Source organism: Streptococcus danieliae (assembly GCF_025447695.1).
Classification (GTDB): domain Bacteria; phylum Bacillota; class Bacilli; order Lactobacillales; family Streptococcaceae; genus Streptococcus; species Streptococcus danieliae.
The window spans coordinates 1-11,828 of the sequence record NZ_JAOBSU010000054.1 but is presented as its reverse complement, the minus strand read 5'-3'; the positions used below and the strand labels follow the sequence as shown (position 1 = coordinate 11,828).

14 protein-coding genes are annotated in these 11,828 nt (G+C 45.2%); all 14 read left to right on the top strand.

The window, feature by feature from the left end:
• Positions 1 to 109: 109 nt before the first annotated feature.
• Entirely contained in the window at positions 110 to 637 is a 528-nt protein-coding gene (locus N4310_RS05060; protein WP_160332551.1) for a YqeG family HAD IIIA-type phosphatase, read from the top strand.
• A complete protein-coding gene (gene yqeH / locus N4310_RS05055; RefSeq protein ID WP_160332552.1) occupies positions 638 to 1,747 on the top strand; it encodes a ribosome biogenesis GTPase YqeH in 1,110 nt (369 codons plus the stop codon).
• Positions 1,748 to 1,791: 44 nt separating this feature from the next.
• Positions 1,792 to 2,103 carry a ribosome assembly RNA-binding protein YhbY gene (yhbY, locus tag N4310_RS05050; protein WP_262092313.1) on the top strand — a complete coding sequence of 104 codons (312 nt, stop codon included), beginning with the start codon at positions 1,792 to 1,794 and terminating at the stop codon, positions 2,101 to 2,103.
• A gap of 12 nt (positions 2,104 to 2,115) precedes the next feature.
• Positions 2,116 to 2,748: a nicotinate-nucleotide adenylyltransferase gene (locus N4310_RS05045; protein ID WP_160332554.1), complete on the top strand. Its 633-nt coding sequence runs from the start codon at positions 2,116 to 2,118 to the stop codon at positions 2,746 to 2,748.
• Positions 2,745 to 3,335 carry a bis(5'-nucleosyl)-tetraphosphatase (symmetrical) YqeK gene (yqeK, locus tag N4310_RS05040; protein ID WP_160332555.1) on the top strand — a complete coding sequence of 197 codons (591 nt, stop codon included), beginning with the start codon at positions 2,745 to 2,747 and terminating at the stop codon, positions 3,333 to 3,335. Before N4310_RS05045 ends, yqeK begins: the two co-directional genes overlap by 4 nt.
• 3 nt (positions 3,336 to 3,338) lie before the next feature.
• Positions 3,339 to 3,692: a ribosome silencing factor gene (rsfS, locus tag N4310_RS05035; protein ID WP_262092312.1), complete on the top strand. Its 354-nt coding sequence runs from the start codon at positions 3,339 to 3,341 to the stop codon at positions 3,690 to 3,692.
• A gap of 86 nt (positions 3,693 to 3,778) precedes the next feature.
• Positions 3,779 to 4,516, top strand: coding sequence for a class I SAM-dependent DNA methyltransferase (locus N4310_RS05030; RefSeq protein WP_262092311.1), 738 nt, complete (start codon positions 3,779 to 3,781; stop codon positions 4,514 to 4,516).
• Positions 4,513 to 5,610, top strand: coding sequence for a nucleotidyltransferase (locus tag N4310_RS05025; protein ID WP_262092310.1), 1,098 nt, complete (start codon positions 4,513 to 4,515; stop codon positions 5,608 to 5,610). The genes N4310_RS05030 and N4310_RS05025 overlap by 4 nt, the downstream gene beginning before the upstream one ends.
• Before the next feature lie 69 nt (positions 5,611 to 5,679).
• Positions 5,680 to 6,396, top strand: a complete 717-nt coding sequence (locus N4310_RS05020; protein ID WP_160332559.1) for a YebC/PmpR family DNA-binding transcriptional regulator — start codon at positions 5,680 to 5,682, stop codon at positions 6,394 to 6,396.
• A 268-nt stretch (positions 6,397 to 6,664) separates the two neighbouring features.
• Positions 6,665 to 7,486 carry a transporter substrate-binding domain-containing protein gene (locus tag N4310_RS05015; protein WP_262092314.1) on the top strand — a complete coding sequence of 274 codons (822 nt, stop codon included), beginning with the start codon at positions 6,665 to 6,667 and terminating at the stop codon, positions 7,484 to 7,486.
• Between the two features lie 200 nt (positions 7,487 to 7,686).
• Positions 7,687 to 8,541 carry a MetQ/NlpA family ABC transporter substrate-binding protein gene (locus N4310_RS05010; protein ID WP_262092309.1) on the top strand — a complete coding sequence of 285 codons (855 nt, stop codon included), beginning with the start codon at positions 7,687 to 7,689 and terminating at the stop codon, positions 8,539 to 8,541.
• 163 nt (positions 8,542 to 8,704) lie between these two features.
• Positions 8,705 to 9,559 carry a MetQ/NlpA family ABC transporter substrate-binding protein gene (locus N4310_RS05005; RefSeq protein ID WP_262092308.1) on the top strand — a complete coding sequence of 285 codons (855 nt, stop codon included), beginning with the start codon at positions 8,705 to 8,707 and terminating at the stop codon, positions 9,557 to 9,559.
• A 398-nt stretch (positions 9,560 to 9,957) separates the two neighbouring features.
• The gene (locus tag N4310_RS05000) at positions 9,958 to 11,019 is read left to right on the top strand and encodes a methionine ABC transporter ATP-binding protein (protein ID WP_262092307.1); all 1,062 of its coding nucleotides are present in this window, start codon (positions 9,958 to 9,960) and stop codon (positions 11,017 to 11,019) included.
• A gap of 4 nt (positions 11,020 to 11,023) precedes the next feature.
• A complete protein-coding gene (locus N4310_RS04995) occupies positions 11,024 to 11,713 on the top strand; it encodes a methionine ABC transporter permease (protein ID WP_160332564.1) in 690 nt (229 codons plus the stop codon).
• Positions 11,714 to 11,828 lie beyond the last annotated feature (115 nt).

Below are 11,828 nucleotides of genomic sequence, written 5' to 3'. Positions count from 1 at the left end.
CGCGGGTTGGGCCTTGTGGAAGGCCTATGGTCGGCTTGGCTTTCCTTTTGAAGCAAAAGAAGGGGATATGGTATAATGAAGACTAGTACAGTGGAAAATGGAGTAGCTTGTGTCAATTGAGCAGTATAAACCGAATTACACGGTAGAGGCGGTCTATGATATCGCAGTAGAAGATTTGAAAAAGCTGGGAATCGAGGCGGTCTTGGTTGATTTGGACAATACCTTGATTGCTTGGAACAACCCAGATGGAACACCTGAAATGAAAGATTGGTTGCATCAGGTTCAGGATGCCGGTATTCAGATTATGGTGGTGTCCAATAATACCAAAAGGCGGGTGACGCGGGCTGTGGAGAGGTTCGGGATTGGTTTTGTTTACTGGGCTTTGAAGCCATTTGCCTTTGGAATCAATCGTGCCTTAGCCAAGCTCAAGGTAGACCGCTCCAAGGTTGTGATGGTTGGTGACCAATTGATGACCGATATTCGGGCAGCCCATCGTGCTGGGATTCGCTCGATTCTGGTCAAGCCCTTGGTGCAACATGATTCTATCAATACCAAGTTTAATCGGGCGCGTGAGCGACAGGTGCTCAAAAAGCTAGAAGCCAAGTATGGCCCTATGAAATTTCACAAAGGATTGTAAATGCAGGAAAAACTATTTTGTATCGGCTGTGGTGCCGAAATTCAAACCGAGCAGAAGGAAAAAGCAGGATACACACCGCCAGCGGCCTTGGAAAAAGGCTTGGCAAGTGGAGAACTCTATTGCCAACGCTGCTTCCGCCTTCGCCACTATAATGAAATCAGTGATGTGGAGATGACGGATGAGGACTTCCTCCGCCTCTTGCATGAAGTTGGCGACAGTGATGCCCTGGTAGTCAATGTCATTGATATTTTTGACTTTAATGGTTCGGTGATCCCCGGCCTATCTCGCTTTGTAGCTGGGAATGATGTCTTACTGGTGGGAAACAAGAAGGATATCCTACCCAAGTCCGTCAAGGACAAGAAGTTGTTACGGTGGTTAACAGAGCGGGCCCACGAAGAGGGGCTGCGGCCGGTTGATGTGCAATTAACCAGTGCCCAAAACAAGGATGCCATCAAGGACTTGATTGAGAAAATCGACCGCTACCGGAAAGGGCGGGATGTCTATGTGGTCGGGGTGACCAATGTTGGGAAGTCGACCCTGATTAATGCCATTATTCAGGAATTGTCTGGGGATAAGAATGTGATTACGACCAGTCGTTTCCCTGGAACGACCTTGGATAAGATCGAAATTCCACTAGAGGATGGCCGCTTCATTTATGACACGCCAGGAATCATTCACCGCTACCAGATGGCCCACTACCTAGAAGGCAAGGACCTTAAGTTGGTCAGTCCCAAAAAGGAACTAAAACCTAAAACCTACCAGCTCAATCCCGAGCAGACCCTCTTTTTCGGAGGCTTGGCTCGCTTAGATTTTGAGGCTGGTCAGCGCCAAGGTTTTACTGCCTACTTTGAAAATGAACTGAAGATCCACCGGACCAAACTGGCTGGAGCAGATGCCTTTTATGACAAACATGTAGGTGACCTCTTGCAGCCACCTCGCCAGAAAGATTTGGAATCCTTCTCAAAACTGGTTCCCCATCCTTTGACCATTACAGAGAAAAGCGATGTGGTTATTTCCGGTTTGGGATGGATTCGGATTCCGGAAGCTGCACGGCTGGTTGCCTGGGCTCCAGAAGGAGTGGCGGTTTTGGTGCGTCCAGCGATTATTTGATCCTACCGCGTTTGCAGTTGAAATAAATGGAGTAAAGGAAAATTATGTCACTTACAAGTAAACAAAGAGCCTTTCTGAAAGCAGAAGCTCACCATATGAAACCGATTATCCAGATTGGCAAAAATGGCTTGAACAATGAGATTAAAACTAGTATCCGCAATGCCTTGGATGCGCGTGAATTGATCAAAGTCACTCTTTTGCAAAATACGGATGAAAATATCCATGATGTTGTAGAAATCTTGGAAGAAGAAATTGGTTTGGACACTGTCCAAAAGATTGGTCGGATCTTGATTCTGTTCAAGCCTTCGGCTAAAAAAGAAAACCGTAAATTATCCATTAAAGTTCGTGAGGTATAACAAGGAGAAACGATGGCACTCGAATTAGTCACACCTTTTACCAAGGTTGCCCTGCAACCGGATTTACCAGAAAAGAAACGCAAACAAGTCGGGATTTTGGGCGGGAATTTTAATCCTGTTCATAATGCCCATCTGTTAGTAGCGGATCAGGTGCGGCAGCAATTGAGCTTGGATCAGGTCCTGCTGATGCCAGAGTTTCTCCCGCCCCACAAGGATAAAAAAGAGACCATTGACCAGCACCACCGTTTGATGATGTTGGAATTGGGCCTTAATGGAAAAGAAGGTTTGGGAATTGAACGTTTGGAACTGGACCGCAAGGGGATTAGCTACACCTATGATAGTATGAAAATCCTAACAGAAGCCAATCCTGATACCGATTATTACTTTATTATCGGAGCGGACATGGTGGAGTACCTCCCCAAGTGGCACCGAATTGATGAGCTCTTGGAATTGGTTCAGTTTGTGGGCGTTCAACGGCCAAAATACAAGGCTGGAACTTCCTATCCAGTAATCTGGGTAGATGTGCCGCTCATGGATATTTCTTCCAGCATGGTTCGTGATTTTATTGCGACTGGCCGTGAGCCGAACTTCCTCTTGCCAGAACTGGTTTGGCAGTATATCAAACGTGAGGGCTTATATAAATGACCTATGAAACCTACCTGTCCTTGGGACGCGCAGACTTACTGGAACGTTTACAGGAGACCCTGAGTCCCCATCGTTTCCAACATGTTCTGAATGTGGAGCAGGCGGCCATTCAGTTGGCCCAGGCCTATGGCCAGGACCCGGTCAAGGCCGGTTTAGCAGGTCTGCTGCATGACTATGCCAAGGAAAAACCTGACGCTTACTTCCAAACACTGATTGCGGAGCGTGGGCTGGATCCAGACCTGCTCCAGTGGGGCAATAATATTTGGCATGGTTACCTTGGAATTTATGCCATCCAGGACGAGCTCGGTTTGGAAGATGAGGAAATCCTGGACGCGATTCGGGTTCATACCATTGGGAAGGCTGACATGTCCCCCTTAGATATGATTCTGTATCTGGCGGATTATATTGAAGCCGATCGGAATTTTCCAGGAGTTGAGGAAGCGAGACGCCTGGCCTATTCTTCTCTAGAAGAAGGAGTGGCCTACGAAACTGCGGAAACCCTGGCCTTTTTAGCGAAAAAAGGAATTCCGATTTATCCCCAAACCTTGGAAACCTACAATGCATACAGACACTTTTTAGAGAGGTAAACAATGGAAGGAAATCAATTATTAGAACTGGTGGTCAAGGCTGCTGACGAGAAACGAGCTGAAGACCTCGTAGCCCTAGATGTTCAGAACTTGACCAGTGTGACAGATTATTTTGTGATTGCTAGCTCGATGAATAGCCGTCAGCTGGAAGCCATTGCGGATAATGTTCGTGAAAAGGCTCAAGAAACTGGTTTAGAAGTCGGACCCCTTGAAGGCAATGTAGCCAGTGGTTGGGTTCTCTTGGATTTGGGAGGAGTTGTCTTCCATGTCTTTTCCGAGGAAGTCCGCAATGATTACAATTTAGAAAAACTTTGGCATGAAGCAGAAATGGTTGACATTTCCAGCTTTGTAGATTAAAGGAAGAGAGGAGGACAGTGTTGGGAGAGACTCGTGTTGATGGTAGTCGATTCCGCTCGTCCTCTTTTTTACTATGGGGGTAACTGATGACAACGTATGAAACATTTGCAGGCGTCTATGATGCTATCATGGATGACCAACTGTATGACCAGTGGTTGGACTTTACTCAGAATCATCTGGCACCAGACACAAAGGATATTTTAGAACTGGCCTGTGGGACGGGGATTCTATCGCTCAAGCTGGACCAGGCTGGTTACCGTATTAAGGGATTGGACCTGAGTCCGGAGATGGTTGAGTTAGCCCAGAAACGGGCTCGAAAAGCCGGCCGCCAACTGGAATTTATTCAAGGGAATATGCTCGATTTACCAGCCTTGGAGCCAGTGGATGCGGTGACCTGCTACTCCGACTCGATTTGTTATCTGGAGGATGAAGTAGAGGTAGGCGATGCCTTCCAGCAGGTTTTCCGGGTTCTCAAGCCTGGCGGTCGCTTCCTCTTTGATGTTCATTCCATTTACCAAATGGAGGAAGTTTATCCAGGCTACAGCCATCATGAGAATGCGGAAGATTTCGCCTTTGTATGGGATTCCTATCCAGATGATCCTCCCTACTCCATTGTCCATGAATTAACCTTCTTTTTGAAAGAAGAAGATGGGCGCTTTGTTCGCAAGGACGAAGTACATGAGGAAAGGACTTACGAACTTTTAACCTATGAAATCTTGTTAGAGCAGGCAGGCTTTACCAATATCCAAGTCTATGCCGATTTTACCAATCAAGCTCCAGATGAAAAGAGCTTGCGGTGGTTCTTCGTGGCGGAGAAACCATGAAAATTAGTGGGGTAATTGCTGAATTTAATCCCTTCCACAATGGCCACCGTTACCTCTTGGATCAGATGGAGGGGCTTAAAATCGTGGCCCTGTCAGGTAACTTTGTGCAAAGGGGAGAGCCAGCCTTTGTTGACAAATGGGTTCGGGCCCAAATGGCCTTGTCGCAGGGAGCTGATTTGGTTTTGGAACTGCCCTTTCTAGTCAGTGTTCAAGCGGCTGATTTCTTTGCCGCTGGAGCGGTGGATATTTTGGTTCGGGCTGGAGTCGAGGAGCTGGTTTTTGGAACGGAGGAGGTTCGGGACTACAATGCCTTGCTAGCGACCTATCAAGCTCGGGCGGCTGAAATGACCGCCTACATGGACCAACTTCCCAACTCTCTGTCCTTTCCTCAAAAGAGCCAGGCTGCTTGGGAGCAGTTTTTGGGGCTGACCTTTACCGGCCAAAGCCCCAACCATATTCTTGGCCTGGCCTATACCAAGGCTGCTGCTGAGACGAATCTGACCCTGAAGGCTATCCAACGCCAAGGAGCAGGTTTTCATTCCCTGGCCAAGGACCAAAGCTATGCCTCAGCGACAGCTCTTCGCCATCACCGGGCGGACCAGGCCTTTGTTCAACAACATAGTCCGGTAGCGGATCTTTTGGCAACGGTGCCGCAGCAAGATTGGTCTTTGTATTGGCCCTTGGTTCGCTACCAGATTCTCAGCCATCCCAATCTGCAGGATATCTACCAGGTTAATGAAGAAGTAGCCCAGCGCTTGTTGGGGGCAGTTGGGCAGGTGGACTCGGTCGAGGAGTTGATCGCAGCGGTCGCGACCAAGCGCTTCACCAAGGCTCGGGTACGGCGTATCTTGACCTATGTCTTGGTCGGAGCGCAAGAAGCTCCCTTACCCGAAAGTTTGCGTGTGTTGGGCTTTTCCAGCCGGGGGCGCCAACACCTAGCGCTTTTGAAAAAGCAGGTTAACTGGGTGACTCGGATTGGAGCAGAGCCCTGGGATGCTCTGACGCAGAAGGCGGATCAGATTTATAGCCTCGGACAAGCGGGCATTGGCCAACAAAATTTCGGACGGGTTCCCCTCCAATGGGGTGGGGAATGAATTCTTTTTGCGTCAGCTTTTGGAAAGTGATATAATAACGCGTGAATGCAGTAATAAAAGGAGAAAAACATGGGACGTAAATGGGCCAATATTGTGGCAAAAAAGACAGCTAAAGATGGCGCGAACTCAAAAGTTTATGCTAAGTTTGGTGTTGAGATTTATGTGGCAGCGAAAAAAGGAGAGCCAGATCCTGAGTTGAATGCGGCGCTCAAGTTCGTTGTGGATCGGGCTAAGCAAGCACAGGTTCCGAAGCACGTAATCGATAAGGCGATTGATAAGGCTAAGGGGAATACGGACGAAACCTTTACAGAAGGGCGTTATGAAGGGTTTGGACCTAATGGTTCAATGTTGATTGTTGATACCTTGACTTCTAACGTGAACCGGACTGCAGCGAATATCCGTGCAGCCTTTGGTAAAAATGGTGGAAATATGGGAGCCAGTGGTTCTGTTTCCTATTTGTTTGACAACAAGGGTGTGATTGTCTTTGCAGGTGAGGATGCCGATGCGGTTTTTGAGTTGTTGCTAGAGGCAGATGTTGATGTGGATGACGTTGAAGCAGAAGAAGGCAGCATCACTGTCTACACAGCTCCAACAGATCTGCACAAGGCGGTTGAAACCTTGCGGGCTGAGGGAATTGCGGAATTCCAAGTAACCGAACTGGAAATGATTCCCCAATCTGAGGTGCAATTGGACGGTGATGACTTAGCTGTGTTTGAAAAATTGGTAGACGTTTTGGAAGATGATGAAGATGTCCAAAAAGTTTACACTAATGTAGAAGGATTTTAAGAATTCTCAAGGGAGTGGGACAGAACTAAATTTGAAAAATTTAGTTGATTCGCTTTCTTAATTTTAGGCTCGGGTTGAAAAGGTTCTCTTCCGCGCTTGAAAAGCGAACGAAGAGAACAAACAGCCACTGCGTCAAAGGCATTTCGCCAATTAAAATAATCGAGGCTAGACTTTTGTCCTAGCCTCTTTTGCAATTCAAGCTAGTAGCAATTTCCCTTGTTTTCTGCTAGTATCTTAAATAGAAACTAGAAGGAGGTTTTTCATGAAACTGAAAAAAATTATTTCCCTTGCTCTTCTTGCAACATCTGCCCTTGTGATTGCAGCTTGCTCGAACAATGGCTCAGATTCTTCTGAAGCAGCAAAGAAGAAAGTTGTCCGCGTAGCTACCAATGCTTCCCCAAAACCATTTAACTATGAAGATGAAAAGGGGGAGTTGACGGGTTACGAGATTGAAGTTGTGAAAGCTATCTTCAAAGACTCTGATAAATACGACCTTGAATTTGAAAAGACAGAATGGTCTAGTCTTTTTGCAGGGTTGGATAGTGACCGCTACCAAATGGCTGTCAATAACATTTCTTATACAGAAGAGCGTGCTAACAAGTATCTTTACGCTTACCCTATTGCTAAAAATCCTAACGTCCTTGTCGTTCAAAAGGATGATGAAAGTATCAAGTCGATGGATGACCTAGGTGGTAAAACAACTGAGGTTGTTCAAGGAACCAACACAGCGGCACAATTGGAAGAATGGAACAAGGAGCATGCAGACAATCCAACCAACTTGTCTTACACACGTGCAGACTTCCAGCAAATCATGACACGGATGAATGATGGTCAAGCAGACTACAAGATTTTTGACCGTATTTCTATTGAAACCATCATTAAAAACCAAGGTTTGAGCAATCTCAAAATTATTGAATTGCCAGAAAGTGCTCAGCCATTTGTTTACCCAGTCTTTGCAAAAGGGCAAGATGACTTGAAAAAATTCGTTGATGGCCGTATCAAAGAATTGCAAGCAGACGGTACCCTTGCGAAATTGTCCAAAGAATTCTTCGGTGGCGACTATGCTCCAACAGCTGAAGAGTTGAAATAAATTATTTGAGAAATGATACAGATTTCTAAATAAGAGCATCCCAAAAGTTGGGCCCTAGGCCTAACTTCTGGGATGTTTTTCTTATGGCTTGCTGGCAGAGCTTGATAAAGCCTTTTTATAGGGGAGATAAAAAATCAATACTAGGCGAGGCCAGGGGCTTCTGATATGCTAGTAGCAAGAAAAGAAAAAGGAGCTTGCTTATGAAATTGAAATCGGTATTGAAACTAGTGGGACTTACTTCTCTGGCAGCCTTGGTACTGGCAGCCTGTACTCCAGCCAGCACGGCTAAAGAAGATGCAAATACGATTCGCGTAGGCTTGATGGCTAAAAGCGATACCGAGGAAGCTCGGTGGGATAAAATCGAGGAACTCTTGCAAGACGAAGGGATTAAAATTGAGTATACGGAGTTTACGGATTATTCCCAGCCCAATAAGGCAACAGAAAATGGGGAAGTCGATGTCAATGCCTTCCAGCATTACAATTTCTTAAACAACTGGAACAAGGAAAACCAGGGTAGCTTGGTGCCAATTGCGGATACCTATTTCACAGCCTTTCGTTTGTATTCAGGAACCAAAGGTGGCTCTGAACGTTACACGGATGTGAAACAGATTCCAGATGGCGGTAGCATTGCCATTCCAAATGACCCCGTCAATGAAAGCCGGGCCCTCTACCTGCTCCAATCTGCTGGTCTCTTGAAACTGGATGTTTCCGGGGATACCTTTGCGGCGATCGAAAATATTCAAGAAAATCCTAAGAATTTGGATATTAAAGAACTAGATGCCAGTCAAACTGCTCGTTCGTTAGAGTCGGTTGATGCGGCCATTGTTAACAACGATTTTGTTCAAGAAGCAGGGATTGACTTCAAAAAAGCCATCTTTGTAGAAGTTCCAGATGCCAATGCCAAGCAATGGTATAACTTCCTAGCCGCTAAAAAGGACTGGGAAAAATCAGACAAGGCAGAAGCTCTGAAAAAACTCATCAAGGCTTACCACACTGACGAAGTGAAAAAAGTTATTGAAGAATCTTCAGGTGGTTTAGACCAACCTGTTTGGTAATCGATTGGCTAGACTCGGATGAAAAAGATTTTAACATCTGTCATCCGAGTCTTTTCTCAAGGCTTGATAAAAAATTTTTATAAGGCACTTAAAAATCCCATACTAGGCAGCTAGGAGTGGGTCTGTTATTCTAGTAGCAAGAAAAAATAAAAGGAGCTTACTCATGAAATTGAAATCAATCTTGAAAGTAGTAGGTCTGACAGCCCTAGCTGGTCTGACCTTGGCAGCCTGTGCCAATACGGGAGGTTCTTCTTCAGATGCCAATACCCTCCGTGTAGGTCTGATGGCTAAAAGTGATTCGGAAGAAAAACGTTGGGAAAAAATTGAAGAGCTTTTGGACAAAGAAGGAGTGAAGTTGGAATACACTGAGTTTACAGACTATTCACAACCAAATATTGCTACCGCTAATGGCGATGTTGATGTCAACGCCTTCCAACACTACAACTTCTTGGATAACTGGAATCAAGAAAATAAGGGCGATCTAGTAGCGATTGCAGATACTATCATTTCGCCAATTCGTCTTTACTCTGGTACAAAAGATGGCAAGAACCGTTACACAAGCGTGGAGCAAATTCCAGATGGTGCAACAATCACCGTTCCAAATGATGCGACCAATGAAAGCCGCGCGCTCTACCTTCTGCAATCAGCTGGCTTGATCAAATTGGATGTGTCCGGTAAAGAATTGGCAACAATCGCCAATGTCAAAGAGAATCCAAAGAAATTGGATATTAAAGAATTGGATGCTAGCCAAACAGCCCGTTCGCTAGATTCTGCAGATGCAGCCGTTGTTAACAACACCTTTGTATCGGAAGCTGGTTTGGACTTCAAGAAGGCCTTGTTTGTAGAGCTTGCGGATGATAATTCGCAACAATGGTACAATATTCTAGCTGCTAAAAGTGACTGGGAAAAATCAGATAAGGCAGCTGCTTTGAAGAAATTGATCAAAGCCTACCATACAGATGATGTTAAGAAAGTCATTGAAGAAACCTCAGAAGGTTTGGACCAACCCGTTTGGTAAGCCACAAATCGGCTACTCTTTGCACAGCCAAGTCGAAGTGAACGACCTATAAAGAGAGTAAGCAAGAGTATGAAGCAAACCAAGGGAGAGGGGGGTTGGGAGTGGGACAGAACTAAATTTGAAAAAATTTAGTTTATTCGCTTTCTTAATTTCAGGCTCATGCTAAAAAGATCCACTGGATCTTTTTACTCCCACCCCCGCAAGGTTGATTAGGTCGGGTTCGGAGCCTAAAAGGCGAACGATTGGAGTTTGCTTCGCAAACAAGATTTGGTACTCTCTAATAGCATATAATGCTGTTAGCCCCAATCAGTTACTGTGTCAAAGGCATTTTATTAACCAAAGTCAATGAGGCTAGACTTTTGTTCCAGCCTCTTTTGGATTGAGAATAGGAGTATGTGATGTCAGAAACCATCATTAAATTAGAAAATATTGGTGTTCGTTTTAGTCAAAAAAACAAAGTGATTACAGCGGTTGATCAGGTCAGTCTCAACATCCGTAAGGGGGATATCTATGGTATCGTAGGTTATTCAGGAGCTGGCAAGTCTACCTTGGTGCGCGTGGTCAACTTACTGCAGACGCCAACGGAAGGTCGTCTGGTGGTGGATGATGAAGTCTTTTTTGATCAGGGGAATGTTCAACTATCTGCCCAAGCTTTAAGGGAAAAACGTCGCGAAATTGGCATGATTTTCCAACACTTTAATTTGATGAGCCAAAAAACGGCTGCAGAGAATGTTGCCTTCGCCTTGAAACATTCTGGTTTGAGCAAGGAAGCCAAGGAGCAAAAGGTCAAAGAACTATTGGAATTGGTAGGACTAGCCGATCGCGCAGAAAACTATCCATCGCAATTATCCGGTGGACAGAAACAAAGGGTGGCCATTGCGCGAGCTTTAGCTAATGATCCCAAGATTTTGATTTCCGATGAGTCAACCTCTGCTTTGGACCCTAAAACAACTAAGCAGATTTTGAAACTCCTCCAGGAATTGAATGAGCGCTTGGGACTAACCATTATTATGATTACCCATGAAATGCAAATCGTGAAGGATATTGCGAACCGTGTGGCGGTTATGCAGGATGGTCGTCTAATAGAAGAAGGAAGTGTTTTGGACATTTTCAGCAATCCTAAGAATGAATTGACCCAAGACTTTATGGAAACAGCTACTGGAATTGAAGAAGCTTTGCGGAAAATTCACCAACAGGAAAGTGTCCGTCATTTGCCAGCTGGGCAAGAATTGGTACACTTGAAATTTTCCGGAAATGCGACAGATCAAGCCATTATTCACGATCTCTCCAAGCATTATGAGGTTACAGCCAATATTTTATTTGGAAATATTGAAATTCTCGATCATACTCCAGTAGGCGAGTTGATTGTGATTCTTTCTGGAACACCAGAAAGTCTGAGCAAGGCGCATGCAGGCTTAAAGAAGTCTGGAGTTGGTATAAAGATTCTGAAAGAAGGATAATAAGATGAATAGTATTGAAACCTATCTACCAAATGTTTATAAAATGGGCTGGTCTGGGCAAGCCGGTTGGGGTACAGCCATCTACTTGACCCTCTACATGACCTTTTATGCTTTCCTAATTGGTGGATTTTTGGGCCTTGTGACTGGCCTCTTGTTGGTCTTAACAGCACCAGGCGGTGTTTTGGAAAATAAATGGGTTTATTGGACTTTGGATAAGATCACCTCTATTTTTAGAGCCGTTCCCTTTATTATCCTATTGGCAGTTCTCTCCCCATTAGCGCAAACCCTTGTTGGAACAAGCATTGGACCAAACGCTGCCCTTGTTCCGCTTTCCTTTGCTGTCTATGCCTTTTTTGCTCGCCAAGTCCAAGTTGTTTTAGCGGAATTGGATTCCGGCGTTATTGAAGCGGCCCAAGCCAGCGGAGCAACGACCAAAGATATTATTGGTGTGTACCTGAGCGAAGGACTACCCGATTTAATCCGGGTGACAACGGTAACTCTGATTTCACTAGTAGGTGAGACCGCCATGGCTGGTGCAGTTGGTGCTGGTGGACTGGGGAATGTAGCTATTGCCTACGGTTATAACCGTTACAATCATGATGTCACCATTCTAGCAACAGTCTTGATTATTATTTTGATCTTTACCATTCAATTTATTGGGGACTTTATCACTAAAAAAGTGAGTCATAAGTAAGAGAAACTCAGGGGATTTGTTCCTCTGAGAATTTTTTAAAAAAAAATGAGCAAAAAGGGTTGCCAAGAAAGCTGTAGTGTTGTATACTAAGAAAGTCCTGAAGGGAGAGTTCCTT